Annotated in this window: 12 protein-coding genes, 4 tRNA genes and 1 pseudogene; 10 read left to right on the forward strand and 7 right to left on the reverse strand. The window is 41.5% G+C overall.

Annotation, left to right across the window (positions count from 1 at the left end; translation table 11 throughout):
• Positions 1-19: 19 nt before the first annotated feature.
• The 4 genes and pseudogenes from mhpD to MST18_RS16675 form a co-directional block, all read right to left on the reverse strand.
• Positions 20-817, reverse strand: a complete 798-nt coding sequence (mhpD, locus tag MST18_RS13735; RefSeq protein WP_078189749.1) for a 2-keto-4-pentenoate hydratase — start codon at positions 815-817, stop codon at positions 20-22.
• A gap of 689 nt (positions 818-1,506) precedes the next feature.
• Positions 1,507-2,175, reverse strand: a complete 669-nt coding sequence (locus MST18_RS13740) for an HAD-IA family hydrolase (protein WP_180132713.1) — start codon at positions 2,173-2,175, stop codon at positions 1,507-1,509.
• Between the two features lie 151 nt (positions 2,176-2,326).
• Entirely contained in the window at positions 2,327-3,298 is a 972-nt protein-coding gene (locus MST18_RS13745; protein WP_078189751.1) for an RluA family pseudouridine synthase, read from the reverse strand.
• A gap of 55 nt (positions 3,299-3,353) precedes the next feature.
• A pseudogene (locus MST18_RS16675) lies at positions 3,354-3,662 on the reverse strand (hypothetical protein).
• 394 nt (positions 3,663-4,056) lie between these two features.
• Here MST18_RS16675 and MST18_RS13750 point away from each other — a divergent pair.
• From MST18_RS13750 to MST18_RS13775, 6 genes are all read left to right on the forward strand, one after another.
• On the forward strand, positions 4,057-7,461 hold the full coding sequence (locus tag MST18_RS13750) for an Rne/Rng family ribonuclease (RefSeq protein ID WP_180132714.1): 3,405 nt from the start codon (positions 4,057-4,059) through the stop codon (positions 7,459-7,461).
• 185 nt (positions 7,462-7,646) lie between these two features.
• Positions 7,647-9,488, forward strand: coding sequence for a long-chain-acyl-CoA synthetase (locus MST18_RS13755; RefSeq protein WP_180132715.1), 1,842 nt, complete (start codon positions 7,647-7,649; stop codon positions 9,486-9,488).
• Positions 9,489-9,628: 140 nt separating this feature from the next.
• Positions 9,629-9,704, forward strand: a tRNA-Lys gene (locus MST18_RS13760).
• Between the two features lie 21 nt (positions 9,705-9,725).
• Positions 9,726-9,801 (forward strand) — tRNA-Lys (locus MST18_RS13765).
• Positions 9,802-9,850: 49 nt separating this feature from the next.
• Positions 9,851-9,926 (forward strand) — tRNA-Lys (locus MST18_RS13770).
• A 262-nt stretch (positions 9,927-10,188) separates the two neighbouring features.
• A tRNA-Lys gene (locus MST18_RS13775) sits at positions 10,189-10,264 on the forward strand.
• A 137-nt stretch (positions 10,265-10,401) separates the two neighbouring features.
• On the opposite strand, the gene MST18_RS13780 is transcribed toward MST18_RS13775, so the two are convergent.
• Positions 10,402-11,055 carry a hypothetical protein gene (locus MST18_RS13780; protein WP_180054323.1) on the reverse strand — a complete coding sequence of 218 codons (654 nt, stop codon included), beginning with the start codon at positions 11,053-11,055 and terminating at the stop codon, positions 10,402-10,404.
• Positions 11,056-11,355: 300 nt separating this feature from the next.
• Between MST18_RS13780 and MST18_RS13785 the strand changes: the two genes are divergently transcribed.
• Entirely contained in the window at positions 11,356-11,613 is a 258-nt protein-coding gene (locus tag MST18_RS13785; RefSeq protein ID WP_180132716.1) for a PspC domain-containing protein, read from the forward strand.
• A gap of 118 nt (positions 11,614-11,731) precedes the next feature.
• Here MST18_RS13785 and MST18_RS13790 read toward each other — a convergent pair whose 3' ends face one another.
• Positions 11,732-12,838 carry an HPP family protein gene (locus MST18_RS13790; protein WP_180132717.1) on the reverse strand — a complete coding sequence of 369 codons (1,107 nt, stop codon included), beginning with the start codon at positions 12,836-12,838 and terminating at the stop codon, positions 11,732-11,734.
• Positions 12,839-12,964: 126 nt separating this feature from the next.
• On the reverse strand, positions 12,965-13,756 hold the full coding sequence (locus MST18_RS13795; RefSeq protein ID WP_078189755.1) for a tetratricopeptide repeat protein: 792 nt from the start codon (positions 13,754-13,756) through the stop codon (positions 12,965-12,967).
• Between the two features lie 150 nt (positions 13,757-13,906).
• Here MST18_RS13795 and MST18_RS13800 point away from each other — a divergent pair, with 150 nt between their 5' ends.
• The 3 genes from MST18_RS13800 to glyS all read left to right on the forward strand — a co-directional run bounded on the left by MST18_RS13800 (position 13,907) and on the right by glyS (position 17,503).
• Positions 13,907-14,347 carry a hypothetical protein gene (locus MST18_RS13800; protein WP_180010262.1) on the forward strand — a complete coding sequence of 147 codons (441 nt, stop codon included), beginning with the start codon at positions 13,907-13,909 and terminating at the stop codon, positions 14,345-14,347.
• Positions 14,348-14,450: 103 nt separating this feature from the next.
• Entirely contained in the window at positions 14,451-15,434 is a 984-nt protein-coding gene (gene glyQ, locus MST18_RS13805) for a glycine--tRNA ligase subunit alpha (RefSeq protein ID WP_180132718.1), read from the forward strand.
• Entirely contained in the window at positions 15,434-17,503 is a 2,070-nt protein-coding gene (gene glyS / locus MST18_RS13810) for a glycine--tRNA ligase subunit beta (protein WP_180132719.1), read from the forward strand. Before glyQ ends, glyS begins: the two co-directional genes overlap by 1 nt.
• The last annotated feature ends 43 nt before the right edge of the window (positions 17,504-17,546 follow it).

Here is a 17,546-nt window from a genome sequence, read left to right on the forward strand (position 1 = left end):
AATTCCGTAAAACCCAAGCTTATTTCGCTGCAAATGCTGCAGTCACAGAACCAAAGCCTTCAATTTCAACTTTGAATTCATCACCAGGATTTGCCACAACCATTGGGCCTAAGGCACCGGTCAATACGATGTCACCTGCAAGCAATGGACGACCACGACGAACCATTTCGTCAGCCAACCACACTGCTGCATTTAATGGGTTAGAAAGACACGCTTTACCCACACCTTGTGAAACCACTTCTTCACCACGAGTCATGACCATTTTGCAATTTACAAGGTCAAGATCTGCAAGTTTTACAGGCTTAGAACCCAGCACAAAACCTGCTGAAGATGCGTTATCTGCCACAGTATCAATCAACGAGATTTTCCAGTTTTCAATACGGCTATCGACCACTTCAATTGCAGGCAGTGCATATTCTGTTGCACTAATAATGTCTGCATAGGTGTGTTTTTCTTTGGTCAAATCTTGGTTAATCACCAAAGCAATTTCTGCTTCAACTTTTGGCTGAATCAATAAACCAGCAGGGATTTCTTCACCATCGCCATACGCCATGTCAGCAAACAACATACCGAAGTCAGGTTGATCAACGCCTAACTGCGCTTGTACAACTTTTGAAGTTAAGCCAATTTTACGACCTACAAGGCGACGACCTTCTGCCACCGCACGTTTGGTATTCACTTCTTGAACGGCATAAGCAATATCTACATCAGCACTTTCACCACCAAGTTGTGGACGGATCGGTGCAATCGCAGCCTGATTTACTTCCGCATCGCGTAATGCTTGCGCAACTGATTCAACAACAGCAGAATTCGACATCAATGTTTCCTTAAACTGCAAAAATTGGATGCACAACGTGTTTCATCCCGATCACCATCAAAATCAAAGTGATGAAAGTCATGTCAGGATTCGCCTAAAGCATTTCACTTGACATACTACACGTTATGTTTAGATGCATTTAGCATCGAGATTTTAGAAAGTGAATACCAATACTTATTTTATTTATGACTATAGCTATTAGCTATAAATTAATCATTATTTATTATTAATATTCAAAAACTTAAGTAAAAATAATTAAATAAAATTCACTATTTTTTTCGCCCTTAAATCTGAATCTCTACTAAAAAACTTGGCTTATACGACTAAAAGATAAGATTAAAAGATTATTTTAGCGTCAGGCCAGCTTTTACACATAGGTGTTCAATTTCATCTGATTTAGTTTAATAAATTGATAATTTAAAAATAAATCAATAAACAACAATAAGATAAAACCAAAAATTCAAACAAAAAATCTATTCCAGCTTGTGGTAAAAGGCCAAATAGTTGCGCTCAACTTTTTAAGGTAAATTTGCTAGAAGACTGCTTGTTATTGTAGAAAAATCTAGTGTTATTACTTTTTTAAATAATTGAATTTACTCATTTCAACAAGTAGAGCTTGCATTACTATTCATTTGGTAACAAAAAAGGTGAAAACAAATTTCACCCTTTTTACTCGTTTGTATCTAAAACTATACAGCTAGACGTAATTTCACATGTTCTAGTAGAAATTCAGTCAAATCACCTACGCTATGTGCAATATGTAAGGGTTGAAAACACTGGAGTGTTTCTACAGTATGCACTCCATAGCTCACGCCTACACGTGGCATCTGAATATTGAGGGCCATTTCTAAATCATACGACGTATCACCGACCATAATGGCTTGATCAGGACGCAGGCCCGTTTCCGCCAAAATTTCTGCCAACATTAATGGATCTGGCTTAGATTTGGTTTCACTGGCTGCTCGGGTCGCACAAAATAGCTCATGACTTTGTGTTTGAGCCAAAACACGGTCTAGACCTTTACGACTTTTTCCTGTTGCAACAGCCAATTGTAGACCGGCATCACGTAATTCCTGCAACATATCCGCGACACCATCAAACCACATATCCCCTTTGGAATGGGCCACATAGTGATCGGCATAACTTTGCAAAATGTCGCTGTGAAATTCAGGAACCGTCGGAAATAACCGCTGTGCGACTTCCGGCAGACCTAAACCAATAATACTTTTCGCATCAGTATCAGTCAGCGGCTGTGAATATTGATCTGCTGCAAATTTTAAACTCGCTACAATTTGACCCACAGAATCAAATAAAGTGCCATCCCAATCGAAAATGACTAGTTTTACAGCTGAGTTCATACGTTTTCCTAGATTTGATTCAGTGTTTGGTAATTCAGATTCTGGAGTGCATCAATTTATTTACCTCACCCCAGCCCTCTCCTTAAAGGAGAGGGAGAAAGAAAACTTACGAAGCAGTCCTGCTCAGGGAGAGAAGTCTCGTATTTAAAACTTACTCGTCATCTTCTGAAGACTTCACCACTTTGTCGGCTTTTTGCGCGCGTAGCTGCGCCACAAGGCTTTGCATATCTTCTGGCAATGGCGCTTCAATGGTTTGGTAACCCGGAATTTCTAAACGCATAGCATGCAGACATAAACGACGTGGCTTTGGACCACGGTATTCAGTTTCATGACCGTATTTTTCATCGCCCACCAATGGATGACCAATACTTAAACCATGTACACGGATCTGATGTGTACGGCCCGAAAGTGGAGACGCATACACCAATGTGGCATGCATAAAACGTTCTTTCACGTTCCACAGCGTCTTCGACTCTTTACCTTCTTTAGGTGATACACGAACACGACGCTCGCCATTTGCCAGTTCGTAACGATGCAAAGGCTGATCAATCAGCTGCTTATCCAAACTCACCACGCCTTTCACCACAGCAGCATAAGTTTTTTGGATTTTGTGCTCACGTAACATGTCTTGCAGGCTTTTTAACACACTACGTTTTTTCGAAATCATCACCAAACCAGAAGTGTCGCGGTCAATTCGGTGAATCAGCTCAAGGTATTTCTTCCCTGTTGCGGCACGTAAGCCTTCGATCAAGCCATACGCCACACCACTACCGCCGTGAACAGCAATACCAGAAGGTTTGTTTACCACCATTAAGCCTTCATCTTCGTACACCACACGGCTCAGTAAACTTTGTGCCACTTTGTCCGATACGGGAACCGCAGACTCATCTTTTTGCTCATAACGAATTGGAGCAACTCGAACTTGGTCACCAATATTGAGTTTGGTTTCCGCTTTGACGCGTTTTTTATTGACGCGAACTTGGCTTTCACGAATCAGACGATAAATGCGACTTTTAGGCACACCTTTCAGACGACTAAACAGGAAATTATCAATACGTTGACCCGCCTGATGCTCGTCCACTTCAAACCAGGTGACGCTTTGCCATTCTTGCGTAGAATTCATACAGTTACTGTGACCTAAAAAAATACTAAAATTGATTAAAAATTGATCATTTAAGCTATACTTTTCGCAAGAAACATAAGCTTAGCCCATAGGCAGATGATGCAAGGTTTGATATAGTCAGCGCACGGAAACCACCGTAACTGAGTAAAAGTTGATTCATTTCAGTATTTACTGTCATTGAACTTTCAAGCAATTACTCATTTAGCTCGGAAAGGTCCCAAAAGAATTATGCCGACGCCGAAGGCTTATTATATCGGCAAAACTGCAAACTGTTGCGTTTAATTGTGCCGTAGGTACATAAAACAGTTTGCCCCAAAAAAATATGTGCCAACCAAGGTTGGTTTTTAAACGTAAACTGATACACATCAGACCAGTCGCTCCCTGGAAATCGTGTTCAGGCCACAACGTTTGATGCATTGGATCTGCACAGTTTGTAAAGGTACGATGATAATTCCGTATCAAGACGCTCTATCAGATATGAATGGATGCTCTTCGAGCAATGTGACAGTGAAAGTTACTCACATCCAATGCACCGTTTGTCCGCCAGTGAAACGCGTTCAGGTGACTTTAATCGTTTAAAAGATTGAAGCCGTATTGCCATCATCAATACGTGAATCAAAAACCGTTGCCCACCCAAAGAAGGTCGGTACACATGCACAGATGATGTTTTTCGATCTGTGCAACTTGATCCATGCTATCTGATGCTCGCTACGAGTCAGGCGATGTTCTTCTGTGTATCACTATTAGGTGTTACACCCATGAAACGTATGTTGATTAATGCAACACATGCCGAAGAAATTCGCGTTGCACTTGTCACTGGTCAGCGTCTTTACGATTTTGACTTAGAGAATCGTACCCGTGAACAAAAAAAATCGAATATCTATAAAGGTCATGTGACTCGCGTAGAGCCGTCTTTAGAAGCTGTATTTGTTGAATACGGTGCAGGTCGTCAAGGCTTCTTGTCGATGCGCGAAATTGCTAACTCTTATTACAAAGCAGATCCTCGCCAAACTTCAAACATCCGCGAATTGATCACTGAAGGCACTGAGCTTTTAGTTCAAGTGGAAAAAGAAGAACGTGGTAATAAAGGTGCTGCCCTTTCTACATTTATCTCACTTGCTGGTCGTTATTTGGTCTTAATGCCAAACAACCCGAAAGGTGGCGGTATTAGCCGTCAAATTTCAGGTTCAGTTCGTGAAGAATTGAAAGAAATGTTGGCGTCTTTAAATGTCCCTCGTGGCATGAGCGTGATTGTACGTACTGCAGGTATTGGTCGTTCTCAAGAAGAACTGCAACTTGACCTTCAACACTTGCTGGACCTTTGGGCACAAATCCAAAGCACATCAAGTTCTGGTCCATCACCAATGTTGGTTCACCAAGAAGCCGGTGTGGTTACACGTGCGATCCGTGACTATTTACGTGATGATGTTGCTGAAATTTTAATTGACTCTGAGCAAGCGTATAACGAAGCCTATAACTTTGTTAAAGCGGTGATGCCACGTCAAATCGACAAATTAAAAACCTATACTTTAAATGAACCGTTATTCGCTCATTTTGGTATTGAAAGTCAAATCCAAACTGCCTATGAACGTGAAGTGAAACTTCCTTCTGGTGGTTCAATTGTGATTGACCAAACTGAAGCATTGGTTTCAATTGATATTAACTCTGCAAAATCAACACGTGGTAGCGACGTAGAAGATACAGCGCTCAATACCAACCTTGAAGCTGCTGAAGAAATCGCTCGCCAATTACGTTTACGTGATATCGGTGGTTTGGTTGTGATCGACTTCATCGACATGACCAAAGACCGTAACCAACGTATGGTTGAAGCTAAACTTCGTGAAGCAACACAAAGTGACCGTGCACGTATCCAATTCGGTCAACTGTCACGCTTTGGTTTGATGGAAATGAGCCGTCAACGCTTACGTCCATCGCTTGAAGAAGCCACTGGTTATGTGTGCCCACGCTGTCATGGCACAGGTATGGTACGTGACCTACGTTCTTTATCACTTTCAATTATGCGTAAAGTGGAAGAAATTGCGCTACGCGAACGTCATGGTGAAGTTCAAGTTGAAGTGCCTGTTGAAATTGCTGCATTCTTATTGAATGAAAAGCGTCACAGCCTTGTATATCTTGAACAAACTTCAAATGTTCGTGTGACTGTACTTCCACACCCTCACCTAGAAACACCACATTACGAAATTTCGTATAACCCTGAAGGTTTTGCACCTACAAGCTATGAACGCACTGAAGCGACACGTTCTAGCGAAAAAGAATTGGGTTACGAAGCATCTGAATGGCATTTAAGTGAAGAACAGGCCGCTGCTGCTCAGCAACAAGCACCTGTACAACAACAAGAAAAAGGCCACAAAAAGAATAAGCAACAACCCGTTGCTGCTCAACAAGCACCTACACAAGTTGCCGCTCCTGCAGCATCATCTAGTCCATGTGCATGGTTAGAAAACTTATTTGTTCAAAAACAAGCTGCAACCGTTGACCAGTCGCGTACTGCAAACAATGCCGCTGCTGCAATTGAACAAATGGTAAATAGCGGTGCTGCAAGCCGTGGCCAGTTTGGTCAAATTACCCCTGCATCGGCAGCGCCTGTTGTTGTCGTAGACAATAATGCTTACCTTGCGCCTTCTTCTGTTGTGCACAAACAAGAACGTGACAGCCATTCAGAAAAAGCTGACCGTGAAGAAAAACGTCACAACAAAAAGCGTACTAAGCATAAAGAACCACGTGAACAAGAAGCTCAATCGCATCAAGTTCATGAAGAAGTGTTACAACCTTCACGTCAAGACCGTCAAGAACAGCGTAATAACGAAGCACGTCAAAACGAACGCCAAGAGCAACGTTCTGAACGTCAAGAACCGCGCCAAGACAACCGTCAAGACCAACGTGAAAACCGCCGTAACTCACGCCGTCAACACAACAACGAACAAGTACAGCAAGATGTTCAAAATAATGAGCAACCGCAGTCTGTTCCACGTCGTGACCGCAACAACCAACAACGTCCAAATCGCCCAAATCGCCACCGCGATCAAAGCGTATTGAACGAGCAAGCGATTGCTCAGGAAGTTGCAACTGAGCAACAACCTGAAAACCGCAATCAACGTCAACCTAAAGTTGAAGTTGTTAATGCACCACGTCAAGACGTGATGCCAACAGCACTTGTAGTAAATGTTGATCAAGCTCAAAGCGAAATCGTAGCGCTAAATACTGCCCCAGCAGTTGAAAAACCTGTAGAAACCCCAGTAGTCCCAAAAGCCGCTGTCGTTGAAGCAGAAAAAGTGGAAAAACCTGCGACTGAAACAAAAGAAGCAGCGCATAAACCACAGCATGCGCAGCAAAAACCGTCTCGTGCAAGCAATGACCCTCGTCAGCGCCGCCGTGAACAGCGTGAAGCTCGTGCTCAACAAGCACAGGCTCCGAAAATTTCGCCATCTCAAGTGCCGACACTAGGTCAATACACTATAAGCAGCTTGATTAAGCATGTATACGGCGAAGACTGCTCAGTACTGATTGAGCAATTTGGCTTAATTCCAACATTCAACCGTGCATTGCAAAAATTCACGGAAGAATATGCCGCGACTTTGACTGCACCTGCAGCTGAAGCAGCTGTAGAGAAAAAGCCTGTCACTCGTGATGTTCAAGTTACAAAAGCTGCACCTGAAGCTGAACCAGCGCCAATGTTGGATTTGACACCACCAAAGCCTGTGTCAGATAAACGTGTTGCTAATGACCCACGTGAGCGTCGTCGCCTTGCTAAACTTGCCGCTGAACAAGCGAAACAAGACCAAGCAAAAGCACATGCTGAGGTGGAAGCTACGCCTGTCGCAGACACTGCTATTGAGGCGCCTGTAGTTGCAGAAGCTAAAGCTGCTACAGTTGAAGCCAACGTATCTGATGTTGTAGTTCAAACTGAAGCACCTGAACCCGTTCAAGCTGAACTGGATGTGAGTGCGCAGCCTGAAAAGACGGAAGAAGTGTCTGAAGCTCCTACTAAACCAGTAGAAGAAAAAGCTCAAGCCGTTGAAACGGAAAAGAAAGTTGAGGTTCCTGTAGACGAAAACTCGGCCGCTGAAGGTGAAAAACCTGCACGCCCTCGTCGTCCTCGCGGTCGTCCACCGAAAAAAGCAAACACCGCAACTGAGCAGTAATTTGCTATTTTGCAGGTGAATAAAAAAATCCAGTCATTTCGGTGACTGGTTTTTTTTTGATACTTTTGTCAAATTAGGTTGATTGCACTAGATCTAAACGATTAAAAGACAATTGTAGAATTTGCTGCAAATTTCATTGCAAAGAAATAGACCGTATCGGATTACGAAAAATAAATAGGATTCACATGAGCCAAACTACACAACACGACCTTATTGGGATTGCTGATGTTGCAGCAAAAATTCCCGCGTTCATTAGCAAAGTACCCAACCTGTTGAGTGGTCTAAAGCAAGCCTATTTACGCACCCCAAATACTTCCGCAGGCTTAGGGATTGCATTTGAAAAAGCCGTAAAGCGTAATCCCAAAGGCTATGCGCTATATTTTGAAGAGCAAAAATATACCTATAACGAACTCAATGAATGGGCCAATCAAATTGGTCACTATTACCTAGCACTCGGTGCAAAAAAAGGTGATGTGATTGCGGTGATGATCGAGAACCGATCTGAACTCGTGGCAACCATCGTGGCACTAGCCAAAATTGGCGTCACCAGTGCCTTGGTCAACACCTCACAAGTTGGCAAAGTCCTGACACACAGCATCAACTTAGTAAACCCAATTGCGGTGATTGTGGGCGAAGAATGCCGTCAAGCCGTAGAAGAGATTCGTAATGAGCTCAGTGTGGCTACAGATCGTTTACATTGGTTCGCAGATCAAGCCACTCGTGTAGATGCCGGTCAAGCACCGAAAGGTTTCTTAAACCTTGCAGAAGCGATTGATGAATTTCCAAAGTTCAACACACCCACCACTGCAAGTGTAAAAGGCAAAGACGGCCTATTTTATATCTACACCTCTGGGACAACAGGCTTACCTAAAGCGGTGATTTTCACCAACAGCCGTTGGACTTTGGCTTATGGAACTTATGGTCACGTCCTTAATCTGAATAAAGATGATGTGATGTATGTGACCTTGCCGCTCTATCACGCTACAGGCACTGTAGTTTGTTGGTGTGGGGTGATTGCAGGTAGCGCCACCCTTGCCCTGCGTCGCAAGTTTTCAACCTCATCGTTTTGGAAAGATGTACAAAAATTTGATGCATCAGCCATTGGCTATGTGGGCGAGCTTTGCCGCTATTTGATGGATGCTCCACATTCAGACCTTGAAAAAGGCCATCGTGTGAAAAAAATGATTGGTAACGGCATGCGACCAAACATTTGGGATAAGTTTAAAGAACGCTTTGGGGTCGAAGAAGTCCTTGAACTCTATGCTTCAAGTGAAGGCAACGTCGGCTTTAGTAATGTGTTTAACTTCGACAATACCGTTGGTTTTTCACCAACGCCTTATGCGATTATTCAGTTTGATAAAGAAAAAAATGAAGCTGTACATGATGCTAAAGGTCGCTGCATTAAAGTTAAAAAAGGTGAAGTTGGCTTACTCATCGGTAAAATTACCCGTCGCTCACCTTTCGATGGCTATACCGACACGGAAAAAAACAAATCCGTCATTATGAAAGATGTATTCAAGCATGGTGATTCATACTTCAACACTGGTGACTTGGTTCGAGACATTGGCTTCCGACATGCACAATTTGTCGACCGTCTAGGTGATACTTTCCGCTGGAAAGGTGAAAACGTTTCAACCACTGAAGTTGAAAACATGGTGAGTGAGTACGATAAAATTGCTGAAGCTGTGGTTTATGGCGTAGAAATTCCAGATACCAATGGCCGTGCAGGTATGGCTGCCATCACGCTCACCGATGGTGCCGAACTCAACGAACAAGATTGTAGTGAAATGGTTCTGCAATTTAAAAAATGCTTACCAGCGTATGCTGTACCGGTATTTTTACGTGTACAGAAAAAAGTCGAAACCACAGGTACGTTTAAATACCAAAAAAACAAGTTGAAAGAACAAGCTTTTGATCCCAAGCAAACAGATGAGCGAATCTTGGTTTTACTGCCGAACGCGAGTGCTTATTTTGACTTGACCCCTGAAATTTATAACAATATTCAGGCCTATCAATATCGTTTCTAAATCAAAGTGGCTCATTTTGACGACAATCACCCGTCAAAATGAGCCACTTTGTTGTATTTATAATCAAACACAAGCAAGTTTATGATTTTTTACTTGCGCTTGAAGCAGATCTTGCTACAATACGCACCATCAAGCGAAATGGGTCGTTAGCTCAGTTGGTAGAGCAGTAGACTTTTAATCTATTGGTCCCGCGTTCGAGTCGCGGACGACCCACCATTTCCTTCGATACCACAAGATGGGTCGTTAGCTCAGTTGGTAGAGCAGTAGACTTTTAATCTATTGGTCCCGCGTTCGAGTCGCGGACGACCCACCATCTTTCTAAAATTCCAGTTTTAGATTACAATCTTGTGCATACCCCCTAAGGGTCGTTAGCTCAGTTGGTAGAGCAGTAGACTTTTAATCTATTGGTCCCGCGTTCGAGTCGCGGACGACCCACCATTCTTTCTTAGGGCTTCTTTCTTCCGGCAGTTGAAGAAAAAGAAACCTGCAGGTTCCGACCAAGACAAACCATCACCATTATTGGTTTTGATTCGCCATTCTCGAAATTTTGCTATAGCGATGTTGCGAAGTATCATTCTTGTCTTGCTAGATGAATTATTTGACCTGAAAAATTTTAGATAACAAATATTCCCTAGTATTCAAAACTACGCGCTTCGTTTATCTTGCTAAAATTTTAAAATGCTCTTTTAAAATTTTCTCAGGGTTGTTAGCTCAGTTGGTAGAGCAGTAGACTCTTAATCTATTGGTCGTGGGTTCGAACCCCACACAACCCACCAATTCTGTTTTGTCTTAACTATATCGTATTAATAATTCAATTTTTTATAAGCTAGTTGCATTCGATTAGCCAATGTCTGCGAATTTCACGCCGACACTCAAACGCAATTTATAATTTTATTTACTTCATTCGCAGTATTTAATTTGGGTCTTTCACCAAGGTATAGGCATGTTGCGGCTGAGGATAACCCTTGGAAAATAATTCCTGATTTCGATCAACTTCACCTTGACGAATTTTGTCTAAATCCATGGTGATTTTATTTTCATTAATCACGTGATAATAAAAATTCACGCCTTCTTTTCGATGAACCACCAGCTCGGTATGTGCTTCATTGACACTCCACGTATCCTTACGGTATTTCACATTAATGCCTGGCGTATTGGTTTTTTCAGCAAACACTTTACCAATTTGAATAATACTGCGGTGTACCGTGCCATCTGGCAATAAGTTAAGAATGAACTCCGCATCGCCTTCTGGGCATGGAATAAAACTGTCATCGCATTTTACTTTGGCATGAAAACGTCCAATAAAAATTTTGGCATGCTCAGGAACAGGAGCTGACTTTATGTCCTCGTCATTCGGCAATGTCGCCTGCCCTGCCACTTGGGTTAATTTTTTTCCATGATCTTGCTTCGCTTGAACTTCCGATGCGACAGTTGATGCTGAACTTTCACCCTTTTCCGCTGCGGGTTGATGCGTTGGACTACAACCAATAAAAGAGAGGCTGAACACTCCTGCAAACACTGAAAGATATGCAAATTTCATCAAAAAAGGTGAAGCCGATGTTTTCATATAATGTGCCAAGACCAATCATTCATTGGTTTTTTCAGTTCTTGCTGACTTAATATTGTAATCAAATAATCAACGCTGTATACATATATTTGCGATATATGTTAATCATATCTCATTGTTATCGTTGATATTTAATTAATACTCAAGCTATTTTAAAGGCAAACTAATCAAACCAATTCTTCAAATTACATAACTTTACTTAATTTTTTTTCTGCACCCTTTAAATCGCAAAGCTTGTCACCATTTCTATAATATGAATTTGGAAATATTCAAATTTATTCTTTTTTGAAGGAGACCTGAATGGCCAATGTTGGTTTATATCGCTCAAACCGCTCTAACATGATTGCTGGTGTGATGGGGGGTATTGCTGAACGTTTTGGTTGGAACGCAAATTTACTGCGTATTATTTTTATCTTTGTATCATGCTTAAGCGCAGCCTTTCCCGGTATTTTGGTGTACTTGGTTTTATGGTTAGTCATGCCTAAAGCACAAGATAACTTTTTCCGTACCAATGGCTATTCAGACGCTATTCGTACTGTGAATGATGACAGACGTTAAAATCCTTTGACCCATTTTGGTCGCTACGGTTTCTCCCCCAAGATTCCGTAGCTTTTTTTTGCCTATATATTGGCAAAGCCATATTTAAGTCTGATGAATTTAAATCAAAGTTTAAGGCTTAAGATTTTGTTTGCTGATTTAGCTGTTGATATAAGGCGGCAATCATATCGGCACGGCTAATCATTCCCACCAACCGTTTTTGCTCAACAACTGGAATATAATTAAAAGATCTTTCCACAAAATATGGCACCAAGTCTTCAATCGGCTGATCCGGCTGCACGGTCACCACTTTGGGATTCATAATTTGATAAACGTGATTTTCCCAACTGGCTTTGGGGTCTGCGGCACGTTTAAACCATTCCACTACATCATATAAAGCCAAATTTCCCACCAAGCGATCTAAATCACTCACCACAGGCAAACTCATCAAATTGACTTGTTTAAACTTTTCCAATGCTGATTGAATATCATCTTCTGCACGCAGGGTAATCACTTGCTGACTCATGATGTCACGACAATGAAACTGGCTTAGGCCACGACGACTGGCTAATTGCTGTGCTTCTAAAATAATTTTTTGTAAGTCATATTCACTAATATCAAGCAACTGACTTTGCTGTTCTAAGACTTGCTGAATATCCGCTGGCTGAATCGACACTTTTTGTGTCGGTGTTGGATCTGTCGTCCGAGTATTGACTTGTGCTTTTTGTGGATACTGCTTGCCTAGTAATCGGTTATAAATGATAGCAACCACCATCAACAGTACCGAATTTAAAAGGACTGGATAGAAGAGAAAGGCATAGCCTAAATTATGGACTGCCTCTCCGCCCAATACCGCTGTAATCGCCACGGCTCCACTTGGTGGATGCAATGAGTCTGTGGTCATCATTAAGATAATCGCTAATGCAACCGCGATACTAAATGCTTCGGTTAAATTAGGAATAAACATCGCACACGTCACGCCAATCAAGGCCGCAAGACTATTACCGACTACCATATTCCACGGCTGTGCCAATGGGCTGGCAGGTACAGCAAAGAGCAGTACGGACGATGCGCCCATCGGGGCGATATACCACGCATTTAAGTCATCTAGCGCCAGCCAACTGATCAGCGAAGAAATACTCAGGCCCAGCAAAGCACCTACCCCACACAGGATGCGGTCTTTTAAAGGCAGAACTTTAAAGTTGGGTTTAAGCGTATTGAGCCAAGCTGATTTTGCGTGAAACATGGTCATGCCTGATTTTTTGAGGATGAGAAATTATAGGAGATTTAGTCCTAAAATTTCATCAGCATCAGATGGAATTTTAAGGTTATTCTATTTTAACGTTCATATCCCATAGCTTTTACCCTCTTACTAATCCACAATATTTTTGCATTTATTTAAATAAGTTTCTTCTTCTTCCAATTTGAGACCAAAGACAGGTTGAATCGGTATTTCATCCGTTCTGTAATAGCATTTTTCACGCCATTTTATCGCCTCTTCCTCATCTTGAGGCAGTCCATTTAAACCGTGATAATAATTTTGAAACATATTCTCAAGACCTTGTGAATATCCTAAATTACCTGACTTAATGTACCATTCGGTTGAGATTTTTCCATTTTTTTCAACTCCTAATCCTCTTTGGTAAAGTACACCCAAATTGTTCATTGCTGCTGGATTACCTTGAGCAATCGCCTTTTCATACCAATATTTAGCTTGTTGAAAATCAACTTCTGTACCTAATCCTGAATGATAGGACTCTCCAAGTTTAAACTGAGCATCAGCATTACCCGACTCGGCAGACTCTTTTACTAATCTAAAAATTTCAGGATACAGCTCTGGATCATGCTTATATGCATAAAGTCTTGCTAAATTTAATTTGGCGAGTGGACTTCCTTGCTGAGATGCTTTTTCAAATAGTTTTTCGATTTTTATGTCTTGTTCAGTCGGCTGATCATTTTCATCCTCATCTCGATTTCTAACGCCTTCATAGATATTTTTATAGTAGAGTAAAGCAGCATAACGATTTAAATCATCGCCTTTAAGTTCCTGTGTCTTGTATTTAAAAGCAGCTTTAAGATAGTTAAGGTTATTTTTTACACTCGAAAAACCTATAAAAATCAGAAAAACGACACCAAGTAGGAGGTAATATTTTTTTAAGCTCATAATTTTATAGATTTTTTCAAATAATTTTTAAATTTTACTTACATATATTTCATCAAAACACGGTTCATTATGTATAAGATTCATTATCTAGACAATCACTTGTTTAAAATTTAAAATGTTTAAATCGAAAAATTATATAAAACACAGATAATGAATACAGAAAAACCTTTTAATTTCAAACCTAAAGAAGCACTTATTTTATCACCACTTATTCCTATACTACTTTTCATTGGATATTTTTTAATTAATGGTTCATTCAAGCTTGATGTTTTAGAAATTGTAGGAACTTTTGCTGGAATTTATTACGTTATCTTGTATCCAATTTTACTTAAAATTTGCCAAATTCTTATAGCCAAAAAATTATTTATTTTTCCTTTTATATGGTTAGGTGCGCATCTAACCCTAGTCATGATCTACTTTTTCATTACAACTTTTCAAAATTTCTACTATGGATTTCCAATTTTCGAATCTGTTGGTCGAACAGTGTGGGACACAGCATTTTCCTTATTCATAGCGATCGTTAGTTTTGTTCTTTCCATTATTTTTTGGAGTTTTTCAACATTGCAACCAAAGCTAAAACTCAAAAAATAAATAGCGCTATTAAAATCTTAAAAGGAACCAAGTAGCCTTTGCCACTCCTCTGCAAAATCCTTATACTTAGAGCCAATTTTTCACTAATTTTAATGGATGCTACATGAGTCGCGCCATATCGCATATTGATACATTTCAAGGCTTAATTCTTGCCTTACAAAACTACTGGGCTGAACAAGGTTGTGTAGTGTTACAACCTTACGATATGGAAATGGGTGCAGGGACATTCCACACTGCAACTTTCCTACGTGCTTTAGGCCCTGAAACTTGGAACGCGGCTTATGTTCAGCCTTCTCGTCGTCCTAAAGATGGCCGTTATGGTGAGAACCCGAATCGTCTACAACACTACTACCAGTTCCAAGTCGTGTTGAAGCCAAACCCAGACAACATCCAACAGTTGTACTTAAATTCATTAAAAGCCATTGGTATTGATACCCTTGTTCACGACATTCGTTTCGTGGAAGACAACTGGGAATCTCCAACACTGGGTGCTTGGGGCTTAGGTTGGGAAGTTTGGTTAAACGGTATGGAAGTGACTCAGTTCACTTACTTCCAACAAGTCGGTGGTGTTGAGTGCTACCCTGTGACAGGTGAAATCACTTACGGTCTAGAACGTCTAGCGATGTACCTCCAAGGTGTAGACTCTGTTTACGATTTGGTTTGGACTAAAGGTCAGTTTGGTACAGTGACTTATGGCGACGTGTTCCACCAAAACGAAGTTGAACAATCAACCTATAACTTTGAATATGCCAACGTTGAAAAAATGTTTGAGCTATTTGACTTCTATGAAGCTGAAGCGACTCGTTTAATGGAAGCTGAACTTCCACTGCCTGCATACGAACAAGTAATTAAAGCATCTCATAGCTTTAACTTGCTTGATGCACGTGGCGCAATTTCAGTAACTGAACGTCAACGTTATATTTTACGTGTACGTACTTTGGCGCGTGCGATTGCGCAAAGTTATGTTGCTGCACGTGCGAAGCTGGGCTTCCCAATGGCAGAACCAGCTTTACGTGACGAAGTATTAGCTCAGTTAAAAGCACAAGTTGAAGCGGAAGCAAAAGTAGAATCTAAGGAGAGCAAATAATGTCTAAACATACAGTATTGTTCGAATTAGGCTGCGAAGAACTTCCACCAAAAAGCTTAAAAAAATTACGTGACGCGCTACATGCAGAAACGGTAAAAGGCTTAAAAGACGCAGGTCTAGCATTCGATTCAATCGAAGCATATGCAGCACCACGCCGCCTTGCATTGAAAATTGTCAATGTAGACGGTGCACAAGCAGACACACAAAAACGTTTTGATGGCCCTGCTAAACAAGCAGCGTTTGATGCCGAAGGCAAACCAACTAAAGCGCTTGAAGGCTTTATGCGCGGTCAAGGCATTACGGTTGATCAAGTATCGACTTTCCAAGCCGGTAAAGTTGAAAAAGTGTGCTACTTAAAAGACGTGAAAGGTCAAAGCCTTGATGTTTTACTTCCACAAATTTTACAACACGCTTTAGATAACCTACCTATCGCAAAACGCATGCGTTCTGCTGCAAGCCGTACTGAGTTTGTACGTCCTGTAAAATGGGTTGTTTTGTTGAAAGACAGTGATGTAATTGAAGCAACCATTCAGGATCACCAAGCAGGTAACGTGACTTATGGTCACCGTTTCCATGCTCCTGAAGCAATTACACTTGCAAATGCCGATGCTTATCTTGATGCCCTGCGTACTGCAAAAGTGATTGCAAACTTTGAAGAGCGCCAAGCCATCATCGACCAACAAGTCAAAGCTTTGGCTGATGAAGTAAATGCCATTGCGATTGTCCCTGCGGACTTACGTGACGAAGTAACAGCATTGGTTGAATGGCCAGTTGCGCTTCGTGCAAGCTTTGAAGAACGTTTCCTTGCTGTGCCGCAAGAAGCGTTGATCACAACGATGCAGGACAACCAAAAGTACTTCTGCTTAGTAAATGCCGACAATAAGCTTCAACCTTACTTCATTACCGTTTCAAACATTGAGTCGAAAGATCCGTCTCAAATTATTGAAGGTAACGAAAAAGTCGTTCGTCCACGTTTGTCAGATGCTGAATTCTTCTTCTTACAAGACCAAAAGCAACCGCTTGCAGCTCGTAAAGAGAAACTTGCAAACATGGTGTTCCAAGCAGAACTTGGCACACTATGGAACAAGTCTGAACGTATTGCTAAATTGGCTGTGGCTTTGTCGGCTATCACAGGTGCAAACCCAGCAGATGCTGAAAAAGCTGCACTCCTTGCAAAATGCGACTTAACTTCTGAACTTGTGGGTGAGTTCCCTGAGCTTCAAGGTATTGCGGGTACTTACTACGCACGTATTGAAGGCGAAAATGATGAAGTTGCTGAATCTTTAGGTGAACAATACTTACCTAAATTTGCAGGTGACGTTTTACCAAAAACTAAAACCGGTACAACGCTTGCACTTGCTGACCGTTTAGATACATTGACAGGTATTTTTGGTATTGGTCAAGCGCCGACAGGTTCTAAAGACCCATTTGCACTACGTCGTTCAGCCATTGGTATCTTGCGTCTTGTGACTGAAAATGATTTAGATGTTTCGATTGAAGATCTAATCAAACTTGCACTTGCTGCTTATGGCGATGTATTGAAAGATCACGGCAAGACTTTAAACGATGCTGTTGCATTCCTTGAAGGTCGTTACCGTGCGAAATACGAAGACCAAGGCGTGGCTGTAGATGTGATTCAAGCTGTTCAAGCCCTTTCTCCAAAATCACCACTCGATTTTGACAAACGTGTAAATGCGGTAAATCATTTCCGTGACCTCCCTGAAGCTGCTGCACTTGCTGCTGCAAACAAACGTGTTGCCAATATTCTTGCGAAAGAAGCTGCGCCTGAAGGTGCTGTGGTTGAAGCAAACTTGGTTGAAGATGCTGAAAAAGCATTGTTCGCTGAACTTGCAAAAATCACACCTGTAGTTGAGCCGTTATTTGCTGCGAAGGACTACACTGCTGCCCTTTCTGCACTTGCTGCACTTCGTGCGCCAGTCGATGCATTCTTTGACGGTGTAATGGTGATGGCAGATGATGCTGACCTAAAAGCGAACCGTTTACGTATGCTTGCACAGCTTCGTGACTTGTTCACGAAAGTGGCTGATATTTCGGTACTTCAACACTAAGTTTAAGTATTCATTAAAAACCCGCTTTAAAGCGGGTTTTTTT

Source organism: Acinetobacter sp. YH12068_T (assembly GCF_024606005.1).
GTDB classification, from domain to species: domain Bacteria; phylum Pseudomonadota; class Gammaproteobacteria; order Pseudomonadales; family Moraxellaceae; genus Acinetobacter; species Acinetobacter amyesii.

Coding starts and splice junctions, on each gene's coding strand:
- mhpD (WP_078189749.1), bottom strand. CDS start 817: ATGTCGAATTCTGCTGTTGTTGAATCAGTTGCGCAAGCATTACGCGAT.
- glyQ (WP_180132718.1), top strand. CDS start 14,451: ATGAGTCGCGCCATATCGCATATTGATACATTTCAAGGCTTAATTCTT.
- MST18_RS13800 (WP_180010262.1), top strand. CDS start 13,907: ATGAATACAGAAAAACCTTTTAATTTCAAACCTAAAGAAGCACTTATT.
- MST18_RS13780 (WP_180054323.1), bottom strand. CDS start 11,055: ATGAAAACATCGGCTTCACCTTTTTTGATGAAATTTGCATATCTTTCA.
- MST18_RS13750 (WP_180132714.1), top strand. CDS start 4,057: ATGAAACGTATGTTGATTAATGCAACACATGCCGAAGAAATTCGCGTT.
- MST18_RS13745 (WP_078189751.1), bottom strand. CDS start 3,298: ATGAATTCTACGCAAGAATGGCAAAGCGTCACCTGGTTTGAAGTGGAC.
- glyS (WP_180132719.1), top strand. CDS start 15,434: ATGTCTAAACATACAGTATTGTTCGAATTAGGCTGCGAAGAACTTCCA.
- MST18_RS13795 (WP_078189755.1), bottom strand. CDS start 13,756: ATGAGCTTAAAAAAATATTACCTCCTACTTGGTGTCGTTTTTCTGATT.
- MST18_RS13785 (WP_180132716.1), top strand. CDS start 11,356: ATGGCCAATGTTGGTTTATATCGCTCAAACCGCTCTAACATGATTGCT.
- MST18_RS13740 (WP_180132713.1), bottom strand. CDS start 2,175: ATGAACTCAGCTGTAAAACTAGTCATTTTCGATTGGGATGGCACTTTA.
- MST18_RS13790 (WP_180132717.1), bottom strand. CDS start 12,838: ATGTTTCACGCAAAATCAGCTTGGCTCAATACGCTTAAACCCAACTTT.
- MST18_RS13755 (WP_180132715.1), top strand. CDS start 7,647: ATGAGCCAAACTACACAACACGACCTTATTGGGATTGCTGATGTTGCA.